The sequence below is a fragment of the Paraburkholderia sp. BL9I2N2 genome, assembly GCF_004339745.1.
In the GTDB taxonomy this organism is placed as follows: Bacteria; Pseudomonadota; Gammaproteobacteria; order Burkholderiales; family Burkholderiaceae; genus Paraburkholderia.
Window position 1 is genome coordinate 4,286,587 of the sequence record NZ_SMGP01000001.1, and the last position, 24,073, is coordinate 4,310,659.

The 24,073-nt window shown below is 60.1% G+C and carries 15 protein-coding genes and 1 pseudogene; 5 read left to right on the plus strand and 11 right to left on the minus strand.

What is annotated here, in order from left to right:
* The first annotated feature begins 49 nt into the window (after window positions 1–49).
* Entirely contained in the window at window positions 50–2,413 is a 2,364-nt protein-coding gene (locus B0G74_RS19610; RefSeq protein WP_243658231.1) for a heavy metal translocating P-type ATPase, read from the plus strand.
* Window positions 2,414–2,537: 124 nt separating this feature from the next.
* Here B0G74_RS19610 and B0G74_RS19615 read toward each other — a convergent pair.
* Window positions 2,538–3,594, minus strand: a pseudogene (locus B0G74_RS19615) (helix-turn-helix domain-containing protein).
* Window positions 3,595–3,928: 334 nt separating this feature from the next.
* On the opposite strand from B0G74_RS19615, the gene adh reads away from it, so the two are divergent.
* Both adh and B0G74_RS19625 read left to right on the plus strand, forming a co-directional pair.
* Complete coding sequence (gene adh, locus B0G74_RS19620) at window positions 3,929–5,449, plus strand: aldehyde dehydrogenase (RefSeq protein WP_132376439.1); 1,521 nt, start codon at window positions 3,929–3,931, stop codon at window positions 5,447–5,449.
* 65 nt (window positions 5,450–5,514) lie between these two features.
* Window positions 5,515–5,910, plus strand: a complete 396-nt coding sequence (locus B0G74_RS19625; RefSeq protein ID WP_132376440.1) for a DUF779 domain-containing protein — start codon at window positions 5,515–5,517, stop codon at window positions 5,908–5,910.
* A 4-nt stretch (window positions 5,911–5,914) separates the two neighbouring features.
* Here B0G74_RS19625 and eutC read toward each other — a convergent pair whose 3' ends face one another.
* From eutC to eat, 3 genes are read right to left on the minus strand one after another with little or no spacing between them, the layout of a single operon-like run.
* On the minus strand, window positions 5,915–6,712 hold the full coding sequence (gene eutC, locus B0G74_RS19630; RefSeq protein WP_132376441.1) for an ethanolamine ammonia-lyase subunit EutC: 798 nt from the start codon (window positions 6,710–6,712) through the stop codon (window positions 5,915–5,917).
* Window positions 6,709–8,103, minus strand: a complete 1,395-nt coding sequence (locus B0G74_RS19635; RefSeq protein WP_132376442.1) for an ethanolamine ammonia-lyase subunit EutB — start codon at window positions 8,101–8,103, stop codon at window positions 6,709–6,711. The genes eutC and B0G74_RS19635 overlap by 4 nt, the downstream gene beginning before the upstream one ends.
* A 43-nt stretch (window positions 8,104–8,146) precedes the next feature.
* On the minus strand, window positions 8,147–9,550 hold the full coding sequence (eat, locus tag B0G74_RS19640; RefSeq protein WP_132376443.1) for an ethanolamine permease: 1,404 nt from the start codon (window positions 9,548–9,550) through the stop codon (window positions 8,147–8,149).
* Between the two features lie 259 nt (window positions 9,551–9,809).
* On the opposite strand from eat, the gene B0G74_RS19645 reads away from it, so the two are divergent.
* Both B0G74_RS19645 and B0G74_RS19650 read left to right on the plus strand, forming a co-directional pair.
* Window positions 9,810–10,676, plus strand: coding sequence for an AraC family transcriptional regulator (locus B0G74_RS19645; protein WP_132376444.1), 867 nt, complete (start codon window positions 9,810–9,812; stop codon window positions 10,674–10,676).
* 315 nt (window positions 10,677–10,991) lie between these two features.
* Window positions 10,992–12,305: an SUMF1/EgtB/PvdO family nonheme iron enzyme gene (locus B0G74_RS19650; RefSeq protein ID WP_132376445.1), complete on the plus strand. Its 1,314-nt coding sequence runs from the start codon at window positions 10,992–10,994 to the stop codon at window positions 12,303–12,305.
* Window positions 12,306–12,321: 16 nt separating this feature from the next.
* On the opposite strand, the gene B0G74_RS19655 is transcribed toward B0G74_RS19650, so the two are convergent.
* The 7 genes from B0G74_RS19655 to B0G74_RS19685 form a co-directional block, all read right to left on the minus strand.
* The gene (locus B0G74_RS19655; protein ID WP_132376446.1) at window positions 12,322–14,574 is read right to left on the minus strand and encodes a hypothetical protein; all 2,253 of its coding nucleotides are present in this window, start codon (window positions 14,572–14,574) and stop codon (window positions 12,322–12,324) included.
* Between the two features lie 72 nt (window positions 14,575–14,646).
* The gene (locus B0G74_RS19660) at window positions 14,647–17,331 is read right to left on the minus strand and encodes a type VI secretion system tip protein VgrG (RefSeq protein ID WP_132376447.1); all 2,685 of its coding nucleotides are present in this window, start codon (window positions 17,329–17,331) and stop codon (window positions 14,647–14,649) included.
* Between the two features lie 249 nt (window positions 17,332–17,580).
* Entirely contained in the window at window positions 17,581–17,868 is a 288-nt protein-coding gene (locus B0G74_RS19665; RefSeq protein WP_132376448.1) for a PAAR domain-containing protein, read from the minus strand.
* A gap of 64 nt (window positions 17,869–17,932) precedes the next feature.
* A complete protein-coding gene (locus tag B0G74_RS19670) occupies window positions 17,933–18,385 on the minus strand; it encodes a hypothetical protein (protein WP_132376449.1) in 453 nt (150 codons plus the stop codon).
* A gap of 6 nt (window positions 18,386–18,391) precedes the next feature.
* Window positions 18,392–23,131: an RHS repeat-associated core domain-containing protein gene (locus B0G74_RS19675; RefSeq protein WP_132376450.1), complete on the minus strand. Its 4,740-nt coding sequence runs from the start codon at window positions 23,129–23,131 to the stop codon at window positions 18,392–18,394.
* A gap of 16 nt (window positions 23,132–23,147) precedes the next feature.
* Window positions 23,148–23,684, minus strand: a complete 537-nt coding sequence (locus tag B0G74_RS19680; RefSeq protein ID WP_132376451.1) for a hypothetical protein — start codon at window positions 23,682–23,684, stop codon at window positions 23,148–23,150.
* 7 nt (window positions 23,685–23,691) lie between these two features.
* Window positions 23,692–24,054, minus strand: coding sequence for a hypothetical protein (locus B0G74_RS19685; protein ID WP_132376452.1), 363 nt, complete (start codon window positions 24,052–24,054; stop codon window positions 23,692–23,694).
* Window positions 24,055–24,073: the final 19 nt, after the last annotated feature.

Consider the following 24,073-nt stretch of genomic DNA (forward strand, 5'->3'; position numbering starts at 1 on the left):
AGTGGCTTCAGGGTGTTTACTAGACCACAAATCGAACCAGGAAGCCACCATGCCTCAAACCGACCACGCCGATGCCGACCGCCTCGAACGGGTGAAAGTCCATGCGGACGGGCACGAAGGGCATGCCCATGCCCACGACGCGAGCTGCGGTCATAGTCACGATGCGCATGATCACGACCATGCTCATGACGGCCACGGCCACAGCCACGCGCACGCCCACGGTGATGCAGGCTCGGCGTGCTGCGGAACAGGCACAGCCGCAGCCGTAGCTGCGTCGATCCCGCTGGCGCCTTCCGAAGCCATCGGCAGCAACGTGCGCACCCCCATCCGCATCATGCAGATGGATTGCCCGACCGAAGAAGCGCTGATCCGTAAGAAATTCAGCCGCATGCCGCACGTGCGCAGCATGGACTTCAACCTGATGCAGCGCGTCTTGACGATCGTCCACGCGCCGGAGGCGCTCGACCCGATCCTCGCCGCGCTGCGTTCGCTCGACTTCACGCCCGAACTCGCGGACGCCGGCCCGGACGCCGCGCCCACGCCCACGCCGCACGCGCCGCCCAAGCCGTGGTGGCCGCTGGCGCTCGCCGGTGTGGCGGCGGCAGGCTCAGAGGCCGCTGGCTGGCTCGGCGCGCCTGCCTGGCTGCCAGCGGGTCTGGCGATCCTCGCCATCCTCTCCTGCGGCCTCACGACGTACAAGAAGGGCTGGCTCGCCATCCGCAACGGCAACCTGAACATCAACGCGCTGATGAGCATCGCCGTGACCGGCGCGCTAATCCTGCGCCAATGGCCGGAAGCCGCGATGGTGATGGTGCTCTTCACCATCGCCGAACTGATCGAGGCGAAATCGCTCGACCGCGCCCGCAATGCGATCCAGGGTTTGATGCAACTCACGCCCGAACAGGCGAGCGTGCAGCAACCCGACGGCAGCTGGCGGTCAATGGAACTCAAGGCGATCGCGCTCGGCGCCGTGGTTCGCGTGAAACCGGGCGAGCGGATCGCGCTCGACGGCGAGATCGTAACGGGCCGCTCGAGTGTGGACCAAGCGCCGATCACCGGCGAAAGCCTGCCGGTCGACAAGGCGGTCGGCGACGCGGTGTTCGCCGGCACGATCAACCAGACCGGCTCGTTCGACTATCGCGTCACCGCCGCGGCCAGCAACACGACACTCGCGCGCATCATCCACGCAGTCGAGGAAGCGCAGGGCACCAAAGCGCCGACGCAGCGTTTCGTCGATCAGTTCGCGCGCGTGTATACGCCGATCGTGTTCGCCGTCGCGCTCGCCGTGGCCGTCGTGCCTCCGCTGCTGTTCGACGGGTCGTGGCAGGCGTGGGTCTACAAGGCGCTGGTGATGCTGGTGATCGCGTGCCCGTGCGCGCTCGTCATCTCGACGCCGGTGACCATCGTCAGCGGTCTTGCCGCGGCGGCCCGCAAAGGCATTCTGATCAAGGGCGGCGCTTATCTCGAGCAGGGCCGCAAACTGACCCGGCTCGCGCTCGACAAAACCGGCACGATCACTCACGGCAAGCCCGTGCAAACCGAGTTCGAAATACTCGCCGAGATCGACGCCGTGCGTTGCCGCACGCTGGCGGCGAGCCTCGCGGGGCGTTCCGATCATCCCGTATCGATGGCACTCGCGGCGGCGGCAAAGGCCGACGGCCTGGCCAACGTCACCGTCGACGCCTTCGAGGCGCTCACGGGACGCGGCGTGCGCGGCGAGATCGACGGCGCGCCGTACTGGCTCGGCAATCACCGGCTGGTCGAAGAACTCGGGCGCTGTTCCGCGCCGCTCGAGGTGCGGCTGGACGCGCTCGAAAGCCAGGGCAAGAGCGTCGTGATGCTGGTGGACGCCGAACGCGTGCTCGCCCTCTTCGCGGTCGCCGATACGGTGAAGGAGACGAGCCGCGCCGCCATCGCCGAATTGCAGCGGCTCGGCGTGGGCACGGCCATGCTCACCGGCGACAACCCGCACACCGCCGCCGCAATTGCGCAGCAGGTCGGTATCGACGAAGCGCGTGGCAATCAGCTGCCGGAAGACAAGCTGAACGCGGTCGCGCAGTGGTCGAACGACGGCGCGACGGTCGGCATGGTCGGCGACGGCATCAACGACGCGCCCGCGCTGGCGCGCGCCGACATCGGCTTCGCGATGGGCGCGATGGGCACCGACACGGCAATCGAAACCGCGGACGTCGCGTTGATGGACGACGACCTGCGCAAGATTCCGTCGTTCATTCGTCTTTCGAAGGCGACGCATTCGGTGCTGGTGCAGAACATCACGCTCGCGCTCGGCATCAAGAGCGTCTTCCTCGTGCTGGCCGTGACCGGTCTGGGCACGATGTGGATGGCCGTGTTCGCCGATGTGGGCGCGAGTCTGCTGGTGGTCGCGAACGGGCTGCGATTGTTGCGCAGGTAAGGGCGTGGTAGGTGTTGTGGTTTGACAAAGGGAGACGCGAAGTTCTGCCGACAGTGCGGAACCGCAACACAGGTTTGAAGCAGGGACGATGACCCGCGCCTGTGGCTGAGAAAGTCCGGTCAGACTAGTGTGCCAACGCAGCGGCGTTAACCGCGCTGCCCATGTCCACGCGAGCGCCGATTGCCGCCTTCAACGTATCCGAAGGCCGCATGCCGAACAGCTTCCGGTAATCGGTTGCGAACTGGCTCAAATGCCAGAAGCCCCACGCCGCCGCAACATCCTGCACCGATCGTGATTCACGCGACGCGTTCGACAGATCGCGCCGCGCCCCATTCAGGCGAATTGCGCGCAGATACGTGGCGGGCGCCATGCCCAGCACGTCTTGAAAGCAGTATTGCAGCGTGCGCCGGCTCACATGCAGTTGCTCGCACAACTCCGGCACGCTCACCGCCCGCTCGCGATTGGCCAGCACATAGTCGCGCGCTTCCGACACGATCGACTGACGGCGCGGACGCGCCGGCATCGCAACCGGCTCCGAGGCAGGCAACGCGCCGACGTCGAAGAGCAAAGCCAGCACCGACGCCTGCAGATTGTTGCGCGCGACCGAAGACAGCGGCGTGCCGCGCGCCGCGCCATCGTCGAGCAATTGGCGCAGCGTGGCACACAACTGCTGCTTGCGAGCCATGCCGATCGGCACGACTTGCGTGTTCGGCACGTGATCGGCCAGACCGACGCGCTCCACTTCCGCCGCGTAACGGCGCAGCACTTCTCCTTTGACCACTACGCCAAAAATCTCATAACCCGCCGACGTCAGCAGTTCAAATTCGATGCCGCCCGGACGAAAACGCGAGCGCATCGCCGGCAATCACCTGCGCGTCGATGCGCCCCGAACCCGCCGGGCACGTCGGAATGCCGAACCAGTACGCGTCCTTCTGCACTTCGCAGGTTTGCCGCAACGTGTGGCTGGTCGTTTCGACGAACACCTGCATGTGGTCGAGGCACAACTCTGTCAAGCCGCCGACAAAACTCCCCGCCGTCAGCTGGTCATAGGTCTGGCTCCAGCCGTGGAGATTGCGCGCCTGCTCGTCGGCATCGTGCGCGACGCAGGTCTGCACGCGGAAGCTCGGCTGCGGCGTGAGCGTCGGACTGGACAGGGTGTCGCTGAGAGTGTCAATCGTCATACCGGATCTGCCCAAACGGAATATCGAGGAGGATCGAAGGCAAGGAGAAGGCAATTCCCATGCCGAACGGATTGGACACCTGCTCACGCCTTTGCATCGGCAGACATCAAACCCTCTGTTCAATTGGTGAACAGCGCTGCACACACTGCTCAGAAACGAAACGCTCAGCTTACGCCGGTTGAACAGCGCGACGCCCCATGCCGTGCGCGAGTGCCTTCTACGCGTGCAAGGGTCACCAGCGCGGTGCATTGGCACACTTCTGGCTCTAGCCTCACGCGGCCAAGCGATATATCGAGCCGAATATAGCCCATTCAAACATGTGAGGAGCACACAGATGAATCACGCAGAGATGCAATTTCTGACCACCGAATTCCCGTACAAGAAGCAGTATGCGAATTTTATCGGCGGCGAATGGGTGAAGCCTGCGGGCGGCGAGTACTTCGATAACGTGTCGCCGATCACCGGCGAAGCGTTTACGTCGATTCCGCGTTCGCGCGAAGCCGACATCGAACTCGCACTCGACGCCGCGCATCGTGCGAAAGCAGCGTGGGGAAAAACCTCAGTCGGCGATCGCGCGAACATCCTGAACCGCATTGCCGACCGGATGGAAGCGAACCTGCAACGTCTCGCCGTGGCCGAGACGATCGACAACGGCAAGCCGTTGCGCGAAACCATGGCCGCCGACATTCCGCTCGCCATCGATCACTTCCGTTATTTTGCCGGCGCCGTGCGCGCGCAGGAAGGCTCGATCTCCGAGATCGATCACGACACCGTTGCGTATCACTTTCATGAACCGCTCGGCGTGGTCGGCCAGATCATTCCGTGGAATTTCCCGATCCTGATGGCCGTGTGGAAGCTCGCGCCCGCACTCGCCGCCGGCAACTGTGTCGTGCTCAAGCCGGCCGAGCAAACGCCCGCTTCGATTCTCGTGCTCGCCGAACTGATTCAGGACTTGCTGCCCGCAGGCGTGCTGAACGTGGTGAACGGTTTCGGCCTCGAAGCCGGCAAGCCGCTCGCTTCCAGCAAGCGCATCGCCAAGATCGCGTTTACCGGCGAGACCACGACCGGTCGTCTGATCATGCAGTACGCGAGCCAGAACATCATTCCTGTCACGCTCGAACTCGGCGGCAAGAGCCCGAACATTTTCTTCGACGACGTGATGAACGCCGACGACAGCTATTTCGACAAGGCGCTCGAAGGCTTCACGATGTTTGCGCTGAATCAGGGCGAAGTGTGCACGTGTCCGTCGCGTGTATTGATCGATGAAAAGATCTACGACCGCTTCATGGAACGTGCGCTAAAACGGGTCGCGGCGATTACGCAAGGGCATCCGCTCGACACCAAAACGATGATCGGCGCGCAGGCCTCGCAGGAACAGCTGGAAAAAATCCTCTCGTATGTCGACCTCGGCAAGCAGGAAGGCGCCGAATGTCTGATCGGCGGCGAACGCAATGCGCTCGACGGTGAGTTGAGCAAAGGCTATTACGTGAAGCCGACCGTCTTCCGCGGCCACAACAAGATGCGCATCTTCCAGGAAGAGATCTTCGGACCGGTGGTATCCGTCACGACGTTCAAGACCGAAGAAGAAGCGCTCGAAATCGCCAACGACACGCTCTACGGTCTCGGCGCCGGCGTGTGGACACGCGACGGCACGCGCGCCTATCGCTTCGGCCGGCAGATTCAGGCAGGCCGCGTGTGGACCAACTGCTATCACGCTTATCCGGCACATGCGGCGTTCGGCGGCTACAAGCAGTCGGGCATCGGCCGTGAAAATCACAAGATGATGCTCGACCACTATCAGCAGACCAAGAACCTGCTGGTCAGCTATAGCGACAAGCCGCTCGGTTTCTTCTAAGCGTCGCGTTCCTGTTCGAGCGGGCCGCATTGCGCGGCTCGCTCTTTTTTCTGCGAGGGCATGTGATGGCCGATGAGAAAGAAGTCGCCCGCGTGATCGCAACGCCTGCCGCTGTCGAATTGATCGACAAGTTGCGCGCCGAGCATGGCGAGGTGCTGTTCCATCAATCCGGTGGATGCTGCGACGGCAGCGCACCAATGATGTTTCCTCAGGGTGAGTTCATGGTCGGCTCGTCCGATGTCAAACTCGGCACGATTGCGGGCGTGCCGTTCTATATGAGCGAATCGCAGTTCGAGTACTGGCAACACACGCAGTTGATCATCGACGCTGTGCCGGGAAATGGCGGAATGTTTTCTTTGGAGCGGCCCAGCGGATTGCGGTTCTTGACGCGCTCCCGTCTTTTCGAGGATGAAGAGAATGCGTGGCTGGAAACGCATCCGGTCGAGCGTGTCGATGCCTGATCGTTTACGTTCCGCTCGAGTTTGAATCGTCGCTGACGGCGGGTGCCGATGGTGTACCTGCCAGCAGCGCATCGCTGTCGTCTTTCAGGCCGACGCCGGTCAGACCCAAACGCCTTGCATGCGTCAGCAGATAGTGCAGCTTGTGCGCGGCTAACGGATAGTCGAGTCCTTCGGGACGCACATTCGAAATACAGTTGCGTTGCGCGTCGCTACAGCCCACTTTCGGCGCGTACGTAAGATAAATTCCCAGGCTATCGGGCGAACTCAAACCCGGCCGCTCACCGATCAGCATCACCACCAGTTTCGCATTCAGCAATTCGCCGATCTCGTCACCCAACGCGACGCGCGCCTGGCGTGCGACCACGATCGGGCCGATCTTCCAATCCGCGAGACGGGGAAGGACGGCTTGCAGCAGTGGGATCGATTGCTTCGATGCGGCGAACGCCGAAAGACCATCGCCGATCACGAAGACCACTTCGGGCGAATCGTTCGGCACCGCTGCCAGCGCCACGCGACTCTCTTCCGATAAACGCCGCCCAAGATCGGGACGCCGCAAATAGTGCTCGCGATCCGGCGCGGCGCTATGCACGTCGAGCGTCTTGAAGTTTTGCGCGCGCAATTGCTCGTGCAACACGTCCGTGTCCAGCGGATGATGCACAGCGTCGCGCGCCTGCGCGTGCGACAGGTTGAACGCGAGCAGCGGCGCGGTCGGCAAGCTATTGCCCGCGCGGCCCAACGCGATGCGCGCGTTGGTGAACTGCCGCAGCGCGTTCCACGGATTCTTTTCGAGGAAGTCGCTCATGCGATGCCCATCCAGTCGCGCGCCCCTTCCAGCAAGGGTTGTTGTGTCGATGCGCTGAGCAACGCGCCGCGGGCGTCGGTGATCTGCATCGACTCCAGCCATTCTTCGAATTCCGGCGCGCGGCGCAAACCGAGTACATCCCGTACGTAAAGCGCGTCATGGAAGGACGTGCTTTGATAATTGAGCATGACGTCGTCGGCGCCGGGAATGCCCATGATGAAGTTGATGCCTGCCACGCCGAGCAGCGTGAGCAGGTTGTCCATGTCGTCCTGATCGGCTTCGGCATGGTTCGTGTAGCAGATGTCGCAACCCATCGGCACACCGAGCAGTTTGCCGCAGAAGTGATCTTCGAGACCGGCGCGTGTGATCTGCTTACCGTCGTACAGATACTCCGGCCCGATGAAGCCGACCACCGTGTTCACCAGGAACGGATTGAACTTGCGTGCAACTGCGTAGGCGCGCACTTCGCACGTTTGCTGGTCCACGCCGAAATGCGCATCCGCCGACAACGCGCTGCCCTGGCCGGTTTCGAAGTACATCAAGTTATTGCCGACCGTACCACGCTTTAGCGAGAGTCCCGCTTCATACGCTTCCTGCAGCAGCGCGAGCGAAATGCCGAAGCCCGCGTTCGCTTTCTCCGTGCCCGCAATCGACTGAAACACCAGATCGACCGGCGCACCTTTTTCAATTGCGGCAATCGTATTGGTGACGTGAGTCAGCACGCACGATTGCGTCGGCACCTGATAGCGTTGGCGGAAGTCGTCGATCATCAGCAACAACTTGGTGATCGCGGCGAGATTGTCGCTGGCCGGGTTGATGCCGATCATCGCGTCGCCGCAACCGTACATCAGGCCGTCGAGCATCGAGGCGGCGATGCCTTTGACGTCGTCGGTCGGATGATTCGGTTGCAAACGCACCGACATGTGCCCCGGTAAACCGACCGTGTTGCGAAAGCGCGTGATCACCGGACGTTTGCGCGCCGCCGCGATCAAATCCTGATTGCGCATCAGTTTGGACACCGCGGCGACCATCTCCGGCGTGAGGCCCGCGGTGATACGCGTGAGCGCGTCGGCATCGGTCGTGCTGCTCAACAGCCAGTTGCGAAAGTCACCGACTGTGAGGTGAGATATCTCAGCGAATGCCTGCGGCGAATGATCGTCGATCACGAGACGCGTGACTTCGTCGCTTTCATAGGGAATCAGCGCTTCGTTGAGGAAGGTGCGCAGCGGCACTTGCGCGAGCGCCATCTTGGCCGCGACGCGTTCTTCCTCGCTCGCTGCCGCCACGCCCGCGAGCTGGTCGCCGGAGCGTTGCGGGCTGGCCTTCGCCATCAGGGTTTTCAGATCGGCAAAGCGATACGTGCGGCTGCCGATCGTCTCGGTGTAGCTCATCTTTACGACTCCATCGCCGCTGCTCGCGCAGCGGCTCGATCCGTCATTCCTCGAGCAAGGCGTCCGCCGGCGCGGCTTCGCGTTGATGGCGCGTCATCAGGAAGTAGACGTAGCCCAGCGCGAGAAAGATTGCGAACACGATCGCCACCAGAAAATTGAAGTAGACCATCGTCGCCAGACAGATGACCGCGGCCACCAGCGCGAACGCCGGAAAGACCGGAAACAGCGGCGCGCGGAACGGTCGCTCCATGTTCGGCTCGGTGCGGCGCAGCTTGAACAGCGACAACATGCTGATGATATACATCACGATAGCCCCAAATACGGACATCGTCACGATGTTCGCCGTCAGCGTCTGACCGCCGAACTGGATCAGCTCGTCGCTATAGATCGCCGCAATGCCGACCACGCCGCCCGCAATGATCGCGCGATGCGGCGTCTTGAAGCGCGGGTGCACCTTCGAGAGCCACTCCGGCAGATAGCCGGCGCGAGCCAGCGCGAAGATTTGCCGCGAATAGCCGAGGATGATGCCGTGAAACGACGCGACGAGTCCGAAGAGACCCAGCCACACCAGCATATGCATCCAGCCGCTATGTTCGCCGACGATGAATTTCATCGCCTGCGGCAGCGGATCGTTGATGTTCGACAGCTTGGTCCAGTCGCCCGCCGCGCCGGCAAACACCATCACGCCGATGGCGAGCACCACCAGCGTCAGAATGCCGGCGACGTAGGCAATCGGAATCGAACGTTTCGGGTTTTTGGCTTCTTCGGCAGCCATGGCCACGCCTTCGATCGCGAGGAAAAACCAGATTGCGAACGGAATTGCCGCGAACATCCCGTGAAACGAGCCCATGCTGAAGGTGTCGGCGCCGGACCAGCCGCCTTTGGTGAAGTTCGACCACTGAAAACCCGGCGACACGACGCCCATGAAAACCAGCAGTTCGAAGATCGCGAGCAGCGTCACGCACAACTCGAACGCCGCGGCAATCTGCACACCGACGATATTCAGCGCCATAAAGATGAGATACGCGCCCATCGCCGCGTGTTTCGGTTCGAGACCCGGAAACTGCACGTGCAGGTACGCGCCGATCGCGAGCGCAATGGCCGGCGGTGCAAACACGAATTCGACAAGCGTCGCCGCGCCTGCCAGATAACCGCCGGTTGGGCCGAACGCGTGGCGGGCGTAAGCGAACGGGCCGCCCGCGTGCGGAATCGAGGTGGTGAGTTCCGTGAAACTGAAAATGAACGTCGTATACATCGCGGCAATGAAGATCGCCGTGATGACGAAGCCGAGCGTGCCGGCGCTCGCCCACCCATAACTCCAGCCGAAATACTCGCCGGAAATGACGAGACCGACCGCGATGCCCCACAGTTGCCACGTGCCGAGCGTCTGCTTCAACTCGTGATGCGTGACTTTGCCGACGTGCTGATTTTTGGACTCTGATTTCATCGGGAGCTCCCTGATGGTGCCGCCGGCTCGACGCCGCAAGGCTTTGCGGTGCATTGGGCGGACAGGCTTCAGCCGATAGTAGTGAGCCATTATTCGAAGTGTTATCGAAATTCGGCAAAGTTCTGGCGGCGTAGTGTCAGTGGGTGCTTAATTGCGCGTCGCGTCAACGGTGAAGTTCGCAGGATTTGGTAAATGGGGACGTGGTACTTTCGTTCGCATCCGTTCGACAATTTTTGTGCTCATTTCGTGTTCAGCAGCCATGACCGAATCAGGTAATCGAGCTCGCTATGAAACCCGGCTCGGCCGCGTGCTCGACCATATTTACGATCATCTCGACGAGCCGCTCGACATCGGTCGTCTGGCGGAAATTGCCTGTCTGTCGCCGTACCACTGGCACCGGATTTATCAGGCGATGTATGGCGAGACGGTGGCCACCACCGTGCGGCGTTTACGGCTGCATCGCGCGGCCGGCTATCTGGCGAACGATTCCATGCCGATTGCGGAAATTGCCGAGCGCTCCGGCTACAGCAGTCTGCAATCTTTTTCCCGCACTTTTCGCGCGGCGTTCGGCATGCCGCCTGCGCAGTATCGCAAGCAAGGCACCCATAGCCGGTTTCGGCCGGCGCTATCAGGAGACGATCAAATGACGATGCGTGAAGTGGTGATTCGTCACGTGGAGCCGATGGCGGTTTTGTCGGTGGATCACGTTGGACCGTATATGCAGATCGGCAAGGCGTTCGACGCGCTGTTCGGCTGGCTCGCAAAACACAATTTACTCGCGGCTGAGATGCGCATGATCGGCATTTACTACGACGACCCTGGCGTTGTTGCGGAGAGTGAGTTGCGGTCGAAGGCTGGGGTGTTGTTGCCGCATCCGGTTCAGGCGTCCGTGACGGTGAGTCCGCCGGTTTCCGTGGCGCATGTGAAGGGCGGTGAGTATGCGGTGTTGCGACATCAAGGACCGTATAGCGATATGCGTGCCGCATATGAGTGGTTGTACGGGACGTGGCTCGTGCAGTCCGTGCGAGAAGCGGCCGACGCGCCGGTGTTCGAGGAGTATCTGAATAGCCCGAAGGATACGGCGCCAGCCGATCTCATCACGGAGATCTGTTTACCGCTGGTTTGAGGGTTTGCCTGCCCGGTGCTCGCTTGTGCAGCGTGCTGCGCGGATGCTTCTCTGGTTTTTATAGTCTTTGTATATGTATACGTAGTAATAGTTAACAAGCCTCGTATCTTTCTGTGGATAACTTGAAACTTCGTTTACGGATCAACGCACTGCGGAATCGATAACCCTGCGGAGGGTGCGCGGACAGGAACACGGAGCCAGGGAAAACTTTTGTGCGACCTGGCGACGTCGCGTTTTTATCAAGGTTCCACCCACAACGTGTTAGACGGCTTGTACAAAAGTTGTCCAGAGGGGGCTGTGGATAACTCGAGGGGCGTGGCGTCGCGCAACCGCACCGCGTTGGTCCGGCGTGAACTGCGCTGCGCCCGTCCGTTCGACGACGCGACCGTCAGATTGTCGCCATCCGTCTATGGCGAAAAGTCGCTTCGTACTGCCAATGCGTTGACAAGCTCCGGGCGGCTCGCTTATTGTCGCCACGCGGGACGGCTGGTCAAGCACGCCTCTCAGTTGAAATCCACTCGGCAAGTCACACTGTTTTCATTGCACTACTATCTGCGGACTTGCTTCGAACGGGCGCATCCGAATCCTTGGTTGATCGATGCATCTTGTATCGAAACTCGACCCGACTTGTTGCAATTGAAAATGTCGAAAGCTCCGGATCGAACTTATAATCCATTAGCCATCCGCCCGGAGATTGAACGCATGCATTTGCCATTGCCAAAGTTCGTTAAGCTTACAGTTGTCCCGCTGACGGTATTCGCATTTTCTTTCCCGGCATGCAGCCAGACTGGCCAATCTCCTGAAGTCACAGCACTCGTCAAAAAATCGCTCGCGGATATGATTTTCGTGAAGGGCGGGACCTTCACGATGGGAGATTTCGGTCCGCAAGTGACACCGGAAAAACTTCCATTTACGTCGCAGCAGGAAAACAAACCTGCTCATTCGGTGACGCTGGATAGTTTTTCGATCAGCAAGTACAAGGTCACGTACGCAGACCTCGATATCTATACCGCTGCGACGGGCAAATCATCGTGGCCGCAAGACAAAGCGGATCGGCAATACAGGGCCGCCGACCACCCGGCCGGCGTTCCGTGGCAGATGGCCAAAGACTATTGCGAGTGGCTTGGCAAGCAAAGCGGCGCGCCGGTCGATCTGCCTACTGAAGCGCAATGGGAATATGCCGCCCGTTCGGGTGGCAAGCCGGTCATTTTCGGAACGAACAACGGCAAGTACGAAGCGGATCACAACCTGCCATCCGCCGATACGGTCGAGCAGAAGTACACGCCTGATACCGCCGTTTCACAATATGTTTATCCCGTCGGCAAATATCCGCCGAACGCCTTGGGTCTTTACGACATCGGTGTCGACGGTCGAGACTGGGTCAACGACTGGTTCGCCCCGGACTACTATGAACACTCACCGGCGAAGAATCCCACGGGACCGGCGAACGGGACCATGAAAGTGATTCGTGGCGCGGAAGGCGACAACTCCGAAACCGCCATGACGGTTTATCGCTACAAGGCGCCGCCTGCCGGTTACGTCATCAAAACCAAGGACGGGCGCACGTTAGGACCCACGGCTGTCACGCTGACCTTCCGCTGCGCGGTGCAAAAGACCAGCCCTCTGTGAATTTCGCGGCGCGCCGTCAGACCACCCGCACGTCCGGCATGTTGTCGTAAAACGGGTGTCTGCCCACGGCAGCCTGGAACTGGTAATCGGTCGAGTCGACCTGCGCGACGGCATAGCCAGGCGTGGGGTCGACTTTCAGCATCGCTTGCAGGCTGTCGTAGTAATCGTCAATTTCTTTCCCGTCTCCCGCAGGAGCGCTCGTCAGCGACATCTCGAGAAATTCCTTCAGCTGTTGTCGCCGCACAGTAACGTCGCCGGTGCGCCCCTGCGGATGGATGTGCTGGACGACGTTGTTCAGATCGTGTTTGGTGTGCGACCACTTGAGGATCTGCTTCACAGCATCCTTGCGATTCCCGTACCACCGACCGTACTTGTGATTAGCCATGTCGATGCCATCCGTCGCGTACCAATGGCGAGTCAACTGATAGATCATGATGCCCTTCGCTTCGGGGGTCGCATACTGGAGCATCCATGGATTGCTGAGCACGCGGTTCATCAATTGCACGCGGGCGGCCTCTTTCTCGTATTCCTCGATGAGGTCCGTGAAAAGCCTGTTTATTTCATCGACTTCCTGACCGACGGTCGAGGCCAGATCCTGAATGCCTTGAATGACCATCACCTGAATATGTGAGAAGGCGTTAAAGGCGGTCGTTTCGACGAACTTCAACTTTTGGAAGTTCGCGTGATAAAGCTGGTAGAAGAACCATTTGACGAATTCAGCAATGCGCAGCGCGTCGACCGACACCTCGATGTCGCCTTTCGCTCCAACGCCCAGGCATAGTCCGGCCTTCGCCTTGATTCTGAAACGGCCCGCCGCGTAGCTCACGTCGAGCATGCAGGTAAGCCCGGCGCCCGCCATTGCGGTGATGGTGTCGCCGACCTTGGCGAATGGTTTGTACTTGCCACTCGGTCCTTGCTTCGCCGGCTCCATCCACTCGAGCGCGCCTTCGAGCGACAGATCCGCGCGCGCACCGGCGAATACGTCGAGGTCGGCATTCGCGCTTGGATCGACTGGCTTGCCACCTACCTTGATTTCGCGTTGCTTCGTAGTGGGGTTGTCGACCGCTGCGCCGTACAGACCCAGGTCCTTGCGCTTTTCGTCGCGATAGTCGACGACGACGCCCAACTGCGCGACCATACTTGCGCCCACCATCCCCGACAAGCCGAGTTCACACTTGAATCGAACCGCACCAAGCGGATAAGTCTTGCCGTCATCGCCGTCCAGACTCCACATCCAGCCGGCGATGTCCGGATAGTAGAACGCGCCGGAAACCTTACCTTCGGCGATAGCGAATTCGGCCTGCGCCGACGCCTTGATGGCCACGCGGCCCTTTTGCGGTTGCCACTCCGTGTCCAATCCCGCGCCAGCCAGATATCGCATCAACTGCGCTTTGGCCTCGATGCTGACGTTGTTGCCGAATGCGGTCTGCTTGGGTTTCTCCGTCTCTTTCTTCTCGCCCTCGCCACGTTCCGCCGGTTCTTCCGCGCCAGCGCTGTAACTGAGATCCTTGTTCCACTCTTCCGCCCAAGCGAAAAGCGTCCCCGTCACATGCTTCTCGACGATCTCCGAGGACACTTTGGTCTTTTCGTACAACTGCGACTTGATCTTGCTCTCGCGATTAATGAGCACGCCTTCTTTCAGCTTATCGACGTCGATCTTGTACTTGCCGTTCGCATTTTTCTTGATGAAGCTTTTCGCACCGGTTTCTTTTTCTTCCTTGCGGCCCTTCATGTCTTCGAAAGCAGCGGGCCCGAATTTATGCCAGCCCGCCTTGATCTTGTTCGAGCGTACATAGTGGAGTTTGTACTTGGCGAACTTGACGGATTTTTTTCCATCGCCGTCGATATGAATCGGGATCAACTCGACCATGGTGAGGTCTTTGCTATCCAGCTTGCTGAGCGGCTCCAGTTCCTTTTTTAACGCCTTGTGCGCGGTCTCGCGTTCCTTGAGGGCATCGTCGACGGCGGCCTTGTGCGCCTCACCGGCGCGCGGATCGGACATATGGTTCTGTACGTCCTCGGCATAGGCCTTCAGCACCACGTCGAGCTTCTCATTCGCCTTGTGAAATTTGTCGACGCGGTCATGCAGCAGATTGCATTCGCTTTGCAGACCGCTGACGTCCTCCGCCGGCACGAGAATGAATTCTCCCGTCTCGGGCCGGAAGTAGAGCATGGGCGCCGGATCGTGCGGCACGTGCACGAGACTGTCGGGTGTCGTGTTAGTTGTGCCGTTGCCGTCTGGCGCGTGACTTGTACTCGGAGCGTTCATGGATGTCGGTCTGCTTGAATGGGCGAAAGAATCTGCGCGTCTAAAGGAGGCGCGCGCACTCGTCGGCCGGAATCAGGTATCGAGGAAAACTTTCAGGGCACTCGGCGTGCTCGTCATGATGCGCGAGGTGAGACCCTGTTCATCGGTCATGCCTTCGAACACCTTGCCTTCCGCAGTCTCGACGCGGTAGCGCACGTAGGGAGCGGCCTCGCCTGTGTGCTTGTCGTGAATCTTGAACTGCTCGTTGTACGGGCCTTCGCCGGAGGGGAGCGCGGGCGGCTTGCTCGACAGGCTCGTGGGCCCGGCGAAGGAATGGCTGCTGCCTTTGATATCGATTTTTCCCGGCGCGTGGATTTCGATGTTTCCGTCTTTCAGGCGGATGTACGCGCCGCCACTCGTCAACAAGATGTCCTGCTTGGCAACGACCTCGATTTTTTCCGTCGCCGATAGCAGCTTCAGGCTCTTTTGCGCGGTGATTTCGATGTTGTCGGACTGGGCCTGGATTTCGACTTTGCCCTTCGCCGCGAACAGCTTCATGCCCGCGTTCTGAACGAACAGACTGATTTTTTCGCTGACGCTTGCCAGCAGTGATTTGCCGGTTGCGATGTGTGTGCTCTGACCACTGACCAGATTGACGTGCTCGTTTGCCGCTATATGAACCGACGTCTGCGTTGACATCGCGATGCCTGCAGGCGTTGCGAACAGCATGATCGGTTCCTTGAATGCGTTCGCGCTGCCGGTGCCGCCACCGGCTGTATTGCCTCCGCTGCCTGTCGCCCCCGAGACGCTGTTCTGCGTGGCGTCGGTGAAGGACTTCAGCGAGTCGTAGCCATCTTTCAGGCTCTCGGCCTGATGTGTCTCGCTCGCCCGTGAGAGCGCTTCGATCACGCTTTCGGAATTGGTCAGCTGGCTGTTGGCGTCGCGCACATCGAGCGGCTGGCTCGACGTGCCGTTGGCCGGATGCGCCGTGACGTAAAGACCTTGCGCCGCGCGAACTGCGCCATAGGCATCAGACTTGAGATCGAAACCGCTGCCGAGATACGCACCACGCGAGTTGCCGTTCTGGGCGATCAGATAACCGAGGTGCAGTTGCGCGTTGGTGCTCGAGCTGTAGAGCTGCATGCGGTTCTGGCCGGTGGCATCGTCCATCACCATCTGGTTGTAGCCGCTGCCCTGGTATTCCTTGGACTTGTAGCCGGAGAGAATACCGTTCGAATGCCAGTCCGGCGTTTTCGCGCCGTTGTAGACGCGACCGGTGATGATCGGTCGATCGCAGTCGCCGTCGAGGAACGAAATGATCACTTCCTCGCCGATGCGCGGGACGTGCACTCCACCGTGCCCTCCGCCGGCATTCGATTGGGAAACACGTACCCAGCAGGAGGCGTTTTCGTCGCCGGGATTCAGCCGGTCCCAGTGCATCTGGACTTTGACGCGGTTCAGGGAGTCGGTGAAAACCTCTTCGTTTTGCGGTCCCACCACGGTCGCCGTCTGCATGTGCATTTTCGGCTTGTGATGTTCGAGCGGACTGCGGAACGGGATGGCCTTGCGTTGGGCTTCAACCGTTGCCATGAAGAAGCCTTCGCTGCCGTCCGTCGCTTTGACGATCAGCGCTGGATCGCTCGCATGCTGCGCACGGACCGTAGAGATCGTTTGCTTCAGGCTATGTGGGAAATCCGTCGTGCCGCTCGAGACCGGCAGGTTGTTCTCCACGATCCAGTCGACGGCGATCACCGCAAACTGCCGATCCTGCTGGCTACCCGTACTGTGCTCCGGATGGTCCTGCAGTTCGAACCAGCGGCCGGCGTCGACACGACGCACCGCACCCACGCCGTGGAAACGCTTCGCGCGCGATTCCCACTCTTCCATTCTCACTTTCGAGAGCTGATCACCACGGTCCTGCTTGCCGTACGTGTAGGCGCCTGTGTATTCGTACACTTCGGCCTGCTGCGGCAGGTCACCCTGGGTACCCAGCGTCGGGATCGTGGTGCCTTTCGGATTCGACCCAGTGGACGGCGACTTGTAGTCGAACGTGCGCGTAGTGAGTGAAGTACTTTGCAGCGTGCGCGTGCCGCTCCATTGCACGAAGGCATCGGTTTCGCTGTTGGTGCCCGAGCGGTAGAAATCCACCGTTTGCGGCGAAAGCGGTTGCAGGGTAGCGATATCGTCGGTAATGACCAGCGTGTGCGATTTGCCGTCGGTAGCCTGTTCGAAATAGCCGAACAGGCCTTCCGTTTCCATCAGCCTTTGACAGAAATTCCAGTCATCCTCGAATTGCACGCAGAATGAACGCTGCGGCAACGGGTTTCTCAAGCTGAAGCGGAAAGCACCTTGCGCCTGCGGATGCATATTGAATACATCGGTGAGAATTTCATCGACGGTTTTATCCTGCCAGATGCGTGCATCTTTTCTGAAGCGCAGAAAATGCATCCATGAGACAAAGCCGATCTGATAGCTGGTAATCGCGCTGTCGGAGCCTAAACGACGGGCGGTATGGACATAACCATGGTGCGGGGCGTACGACTGGTCGGTTTGCTGGATCCACAGCGTGACGGGCTGGGCGATCAGCTTCTTGAGTTCGATATTGTCGGTAGTTGAAACCGTATCCAGCGTGAATTCGTAATTACGGCCGATACGGGAATAGCCCACCAGCCTCTGTGGCAGAAGGACGTTCGCGCCCAGTGGTGTATCGAGTTTAAGCAGACGGTCACTCTGCAACAACCCGCCTTTAATTGCCGCGATAATGTCCTGCGCGCCCATACCGCCTCTTTTTATGCAATTCGCGCCCCCGCGCTATCGCGCGATAATACAAAAGATCAGACGTTTACCGCAATCGATTCAATGGAAACAAATGTTAAATCGGAATTTGTTCCGCGCCAATTCGATGCGCACACGAATTCGGTAAAAATAGCGTGCATGCCCGTAAATGGCCCGGCAGCGATATTCTTTCGCTCCTTTTTACTGAGTCTCGTTGCGGATTAGGTTGACCACGGATACACCGGTGATTCGCTAGGCATCGACGGACATCATCTGCTGCGACGACACCAGTCGCGGTGGCGGATGGCAACCGCATATACAGAGATCGTCGCTCAAGGCTGCATGCCTTCCATCCGGTGCGGTCATGATCTGGCGCGGTCCATCGCACTGTATCTTCCCCGTTGTATTGCAAGCGGGACATGCAACCGGATCTCCTTCGTGGGCGACGTCTTTGTCGCTCAATTGAATGGAGGTGGGAACGGCTTGAACAACGCCATTGGCGGTCGTCTTGTCGCCGTTCAGAATCAGATATCGTTTCATGTTATCTCTGGGAGCTGGAGTTTGTGGGCGCTCAGCCGAGTTTTCGGCCTGTCATGTAATCCGCTTACTCTCTGCCTGTGTATGCGACGCTTGTCGTCACACCCATCGAGCGTAGGTCGGCGTGCACCGTAAGCGTCCCCCAGCTAAAGACAAAGGTATCCGCGCCTGTCGTGGACGATACACAAGGCGATTGTGCTTCTGTGGCGATTATTTTCGACAGCGTCTTCTTCTCCTTGACGAGATCTTCCTCGGTCGCCGACCAGTCGAGCTTTTTGGCCACGCCATCGGTCCAGACGAAGTCGAGCATTGCGAGCTTTTTGTCGCAAAAGCGAGCCGTCACGCCGAACGTCTTGCCCCAAACTTTCACGCTCTTGATGCCGTAGTTTTCCCACTCGCCGTACTTCGCCAGTTCCGTTGCTCCTGTCAAAGGCGATTCGTCAGGCGACGGCCTACCCCGAAACAGGTTCGTTGACGCATCGATAGCCAGCGTGCCAGTGGAAAAATCGAACGTAGCCATCTTTCATTAACTCCCAAACTTCAAAACATTGCCGCCGACGAGGCTGCCCTTGTCGGCGCTCGATACGAAATACTGAGTGCCTCCGCCTTTGCCCAGGTTGGGATTGGCGAGCGACTGTCCCTTCGCCACGCAAATGTCCTTGGTGACAACGAATGCCCTTAATTGGCTTCTCATCGGGCGGGCGTCGACTGTATTGCCTGCGTGCGAAATCTGCGTCATATCGTTGTACTCGCGCGCTGACCCGCCTGTGTTGAGAATCGTGCGAGCGTCGGAGAAATAATTACCAGGCAAAGCGGTCGCGATCTTGTCGGGCGGCGCATACGGGTACAACGTGTACAACACTGTACCGCGCTTCAAGACCGTGTTCGTGTAGGAGTCGACTCCGGGATAAGGGTCTTTGCCTTGCCAGCTTCGCGCCTGCGCAGCCGGGTCTTTGCCGGCACAGGGATCCTTCTGGCAGCAATCCTTGTTCGGTGTTTGCGCTTTCTTCTTGAGCCCCAACGGGTCGATCCAGCCCGTGGGATTCGGCGCGTACTGGTACACATTCCCGCCGGCCAGCAGTCCGATCGGATCTTTGGACGTAAAACGTCCGGTGCCCGGATCGTAGTATCGGTGACGGTTGTACGCGAGGCCGGTTTCGTCGTCGTAGTGTTGACCCTGGAAGCGAATTGGATTCCGCACAGCGCTGGCCGTCGCTTTCGACACGCGCGTGATTACATTGAGCGCCTCACCCCAAGCCTTGTATTTGGCTTCCCAGACGACTTCACCGAATTCATCGGTAAGCAGTTGCGGCGTGCCGAGCTGATCGCAGTGGTAGTAAAAGATATGCGCGGGGGGCGGAAGAACGACAGGCTTCAGCAGCGGATCGTCTTCCGGCGCATAGCGATCGGTCTGCTTCCAATCGGGCGTAGCGATACCCGCGATCGCGCCGGAGACGAACTGCGCCAGCGGCACGAACGACCCCGCTTCATATACATAATGCGTGCTGCCTTCATCGGCGCTTTCGTACGCCAGCGTATCGCCGTCCCAGCCGAACGTCGTGCGTTTGCCGTCGACCTCTTTACCGATACGGCGCCCGAACGCGTCGTAGAAATAACGCGCCTCGTGATGGCGCGCCGGCTCAGCAACACTGGCCGCCGTCATCCGGTTGAATTCGTCCCACTCGTAGCGCTGCTCGGCGCCCGCCGAGCGTTTGGAAATCAGGTTGCCGCGGGCATCGTAGGTAAAGTGTGTGCCGGCGTAGTCCTTCAAAAGATTGCCCAGCACTCTCGGTGTCTGCGCCGGCAAGGTACTCGATTGCACACCGCCGCTAGTGCGTGCCTGGGCCGGACTGCCCGGATCGACAATATTGCTCGCCGGATCGAATGCGAAACGTTCGGTCGCAAAAGGGCTCATTGCTTCGATCAGCCGTCCGACGGGATCGTACTGATAACGCGTCACGCCGTCCCGGCTGTCGTCGATCTCTTTCAGTTGCCCCACGGCATCGTACTGATACCGCCGTGCCACGATCGCAGCGGGTGCGCCGGTGCGTTTGAGCGCCTGGGACTCCATCCGTCCGACCGGGTCATAGCGCGTGTTCTGCGCAATCCGGTTCGACAGCGTGCGTTGTGTTTCACGATGCAGGTCGTCGCGCTCGAACTGAATCAATTCCTGTCCGTCGAGCTGCATGCCGTGCACGTGGCCCGTGCCATACACCAGCCAGTCGACGGCATGACCATCGGGCCGCACGGTTTTGATGCGCGTGCCGAGCTCATCGTACTCATGCCGCCACACATAGCTGCGGCGCTCGCCGAATAACGCTTGCGCGTGATGTTCGCGTACCAGATTGCCGACTGGATCGAAGAAGTGCTGCACCCGGCTGACGGCGTTTTGTGCATCGATGAGACGGCCAGTTCCGTCGTACATGAAACGCTCGTCGCCCGCGCCGGCGACGCGCCGCGCGAGGCGTCCACCGCTGTCGTATTCGAGCTGAGTCTTTTGTCCCGCTTCATCGACGGTTTGTAACTGGCCAGTCGCCGCGTCGTAGCCGTACCGGGTCGTCATCCCGTCGAAGCCGATTTCCTCGAGGAGGCGCCCAACCGGATCGTAGTGAAACTGGTAAGTCGCGTGGTTCGAATCGGTGAGTGCGCTCAGCCGTCCGGCGCGGTCGTAGCGATAGCTCAGCAGTTCGCCCGTTGCATCACGACGATGCGCGATTCGCCCGGCGGCATCGTATCCATAGCGGGTGACCTGGTTCAGCGGATCCGTATGCACGAGGAGCCGGCCTTCGGCGTCGTACTCCAGCTTCTCGATTCCCGCGGCAGATTGGACTTGAGCCAGTTGGCCGTTGCCGCCATAGCGATAGGCGACACTCCGCCCGCCCGCGTCTTTGCTCCCGAGCAGGCGGCCTTCTCCATCGTAGGTCCACTGCGTCGTCTTGCCCGAACAATCGGTATAGCTGACAAGGCGGCCCGCGGCATCATAGGCGAGTGCCTTCGCGCCGCCCTTTGCGTCGACGATCTCGGTCGGCTGTCCCTGAGCGTTGTAGCTGTATTGCGTCTTGTGGCCCAGTGGATCGATCTGCGTGGTGACATTGCCTGCATCGTCATACTCGCGGGCCCAGCGATACGCGTGCGGATCGATGATGACCGTCATCTGATCCTTGGCGTCGTACTCCATGCGTACCACGCTGCCATCCGGGCGCGCCTGTTCGACCAGGTTGCCGCGCTCGTCGTACGTAAAGCGCTCGACGCTGCCGTCGGGGTAAATATGCTGCGTCAGGTTGTGCTGGGCGTCGCGGTAGAACCACTCATCGAGGCCGTCCGCGTAAATGGTCCGATACGTGTAGCCGTCGATATCGAAGTAGTAGCGGGTGACGTTGCCGAGCCCGTCCGTCACGTCGACGAGACGGATATCCGGATGCCACGCGAGACGCGTGTCGAAGCTACCGTCGTCCGCGTATTCGCGCACGCACTTCGCCTTGGGTCCCGTGCCATCCCATTCGAGATTCATGCCACGACCAGTACGATCCGTGTATCGCGTGACGAGGTGATGTGTATAGGCGTACTCGCGACGATTGCCGTGGCGGTCGGTTGCCGCAATCAGGTCGCCATGCTGGTCGTAGGCGTAACGCACCAGCGTGCCGACTCGTTCGCCTTCCTGGTCGATCTCCACCGCTTCGCTCAGACGGCCGCTCGCGTCGTGCGAAAACACGACGATGCTTTGCGAGGTGATCAGCCGCGTGAGCCGATGCGCGTCGTCGTAATCCAGCGTGATTTGACTGCCGTTGCGGTCCTTCAGGAAAGCGAGCCGGAAAGCACCACCGCGTTTCTCGTACGCTTCGAGCAGTTCATGGCCGCGCGTGAGCGTGAGCCATTGATTATCGAGCTGCGCGAGCGTGAGATCTTCGGCGAGATCATCGTGCGTCTCACCCGCCTTGAGCAGCGGGTAGTCGAGACTGCGTCCGCTCGAATCGTGATAGACAAGCTTCGCCGCGTGGATATCGAAGCGCGTGGTGTAGGGCGTGATCCAGCGCGCGCCCAGATTGCTTTCGTCGTAGGCGGAGAGAAATGAACGGTACGTGCGTCGCCAGACCACCGGCATTGCGCCGGGCAAAACGAAGTCCTGGTGATCGAAGCGTTCGTCGCCGAGTGCATAGCCGATTGAGCCGCCGCTGCGTCCCAAGCCACAGCTCTTGCAGTCGCTCGCTCCGGGATGCTTGGCCTTCGCCTGCGTCGCGATCGTCTCCAGTTCGCCTTCGGTTTTCTTCAACTCGGCTTCAACCTTGCCGGCTGCCTTGATGCCGACGGTCTGCTTGTGTTTCTGCTTTTCCTTCCACTTCGCCACGGCCTGCATCAGCGCGTCGAGCATCCAGATCAGGCCGCCGACATCCGCGCTATTCAAGCCCTTGATCTTCTCCATCACCATCGGAATCGCATGGCGCGCTTCCGCGGCCATCTGTCTGAGCCGTTGGTTCGTGGACGGCGAGATTTCATTCGCTGCACGTGACGCGAGATTCGCCGCGTCCTTCACCAGCACCTTGGTGCCGTCTTTCAGATACGACCACAGGTTCTCGGCGACCTTGCTCGCGTCATGGGCCGCAAAGCCGTCGCCGACTTGTGCGAGATGTTTGTCGGCCGCGCGATAGTTGCCCGACGTGTCGAAGAGCTTGCCCGATGCCGCGCCTTCGAAGACCTGCGCAAGACCTTCGAGCAGCTTCTTTGCATGATCCGCGCAATCGTCGAGCATCTGTGCGAGCTTCGCCTGCACTTCCTGAATGAATTTCTCGATATCGCCAGCGAACTTCGCGCTGATGTGCGCCACCAGCACCGAGATGATCGTATCGGCGATCATCTGCGCGCCACCCTCCGCCACGGCCTTGGCGCTCTTCGCGAGTTCCTCGCGAGCGAGCTTCATCAGGGGCCGCGCGCCCATACGGAATTCGCCCATTACGGGCGGCAGCGGGATCACGCCGATGAGGTCGATACCCAGATTCAGATAATCGAAGAAGTCTTTCGACTCCGCTTCGATCAGCCGTTTGATATCCATCACGACATCGATCGCCGACAGAATGTTCGAAACGACTGGAATGTAATTGGCCAGTTGCTCGACGCGCTCCAGCGTGATGTAGCCGTCACTGACGCTCTTGAGCCACGCATCGAATTGCTCGAGCGCGGAGCCGACATCCTCCTTGGCGATGGTGACGAGCGGCGCGATGGCGACTTCGGTTCGGACAATGGCGGTAGTCTGGGCAGCGGCTGCGCTCATGCTGGATCAGGTCGGTTTAGTTGCTATGGGAAAAGAGTTTGTCGTAGGCGCATCCGAGCAGAATCCAGCCCGGGCTTTCCTGCTGATCGACAAGCAATCTGATTTCCTTCTCGCCGACCGGCTTGCGATAGTCGACGCCTCGCCAATGCGCGTTTTCGCGCAGTGAAATCGTGCCGGCTCCTTCGCTCATGCCGCCGATGCGTTCGGCCCATTGCCTGGCAACGTTGATTTCGTCGCCTTGGGCTGCGGGAATCGCGAGCAGCATTTGCCGCGGCGACACGAGCGACACCAGATTCGACGATGTACCCCAAGCCTCGATCGGTTTCTGCGTTTTCCAGGCGAGATCGACGGCCTTCTCGTGCGAGGGCTGACTTGCGAAACCCGGCACGGTGGCGTTGTCGACTCTGCCGATGAAGCGGTCGATCTGACGCGCGTCGAGCTTGCACTCGACGAAGCGGGCGATCGTCCGGAGGTCGGCTGTCGACTGGGCGTGCGCGCTTGTGGCAATCGCCACGCCGCACACCATCGCCATTATCGTGTGAGGGAATTTCATCTTCGACTTACTTGACCTTGCAATCGGTCGCGGCCGGGAACGTGGTCGAGAATGCGCCCACACAATGAAGCGTGATCTTTTGGCCGACGCGCGAGCGGATCTTGTCGATGCTTTTTTTGTCCGCAAAGGTCACGCGTACCGCGGAGTCCGAGTCGTCGCCAAGCTTGCCGATGACGTCATCGGTCAGGCCGGAATCGAGGGACAGCAGCTTGCCGGTCAGAGCGAGCGGCTTATCGGTGAATTTCGTCGCGGCGTCGACGTCGCTGTCGTATTGCGACGCCATCGCGGCGGCGGAAATCCTCAGTTCGGTTGCCCCGAAAGCCAGCGAGGTGACTGCAAAGGCGAATGCGAGAAAGGCCGTTTTCTTCATGATTGGACTGAACGTTGCT

Bases quoted from the DNA above. Each gene is read 5' to 3' on its own strand.
- B0G74_RS19665 (WP_132376448.1), bottom strand. From the start codon at position 17,868: ATGAAACGATATCTGATTCTGAACGGCGACAAGACGACCGCCAATGGC.
- eat (WP_132376443.1), bottom strand. From the start codon at position 9,550: ATGAAATCAGAGTCCAAAAATCAGCACGTCGGCAAAGTCACGCATCAC.
- B0G74_RS19670 (WP_132376449.1), bottom strand. From the start codon at position 18,385: ATGGCTACGTTCGATTTTTCCACTGGCACGCTGGCTATCGATGCGTCA.
- B0G74_RS19635 (WP_132376442.1), bottom strand. From the start codon at position 8,103: ATGAGCTACACCGAGACGATCGGCAGCCGCACGTATCGCTTTGCCGAT.
- B0G74_RS19660 (WP_132376447.1), bottom strand. From the start codon at position 17,331: ATGGGCGCGCAGGACATTATCGCGGCAATTAAAGGCGGGTTGTTGCAG.
- B0G74_RS19610 (WP_243658231.1), top strand. From the start codon at position 50: ATGCCTCAAACCGACCACGCCGATGCCGACCGCCTCGAACGGGTGAAA.
- B0G74_RS19645 (WP_132376444.1), top strand. From the start codon at position 9,810: ATGACCGAATCAGGTAATCGAGCTCGCTATGAAACCCGGCTCGGCCGC.
- B0G74_RS19675 (WP_132376450.1), bottom strand. From the start codon at position 23,131: ATGAGCGCAGCCGCTGCCCAGACTACCGCCATTGTCCGAACCGAAGTC.
- B0G74_RS19625 (WP_132376440.1), top strand. From the start codon at position 5,515: ATGGCCGATGAGAAAGAAGTCGCCCGCGTGATCGCAACGCCTGCCGCT.
- eutC (WP_132376441.1), bottom strand. From the start codon at position 6,712: ATGAGCGACTTCCTCGAAAAGAATCCGTGGAACGCGCTGCGGCAGTTC.
- B0G74_RS19685 (WP_132376452.1), bottom strand. From the start codon at position 24,054: ATGAAGAAAACGGCCTTTCTCGCATTCGCCTTTGCAGTCACCTCGCTG.
- adh (WP_132376439.1), top strand. From the start codon at position 3,929: ATGAATCACGCAGAGATGCAATTTCTGACCACCGAATTCCCGTACAAG.
- B0G74_RS19680 (WP_132376451.1), bottom strand. From the start codon at position 23,684: ATGAAATTCCCTCACACGATAATGGCGATGGTGTGCGGCGTGGCGATT.
- B0G74_RS19655 (WP_132376446.1), bottom strand. From the start codon at position 14,574: ATGAACGCTCCGAGTACAAGTCACGCGCCAGACGGCAACGGCACAACT.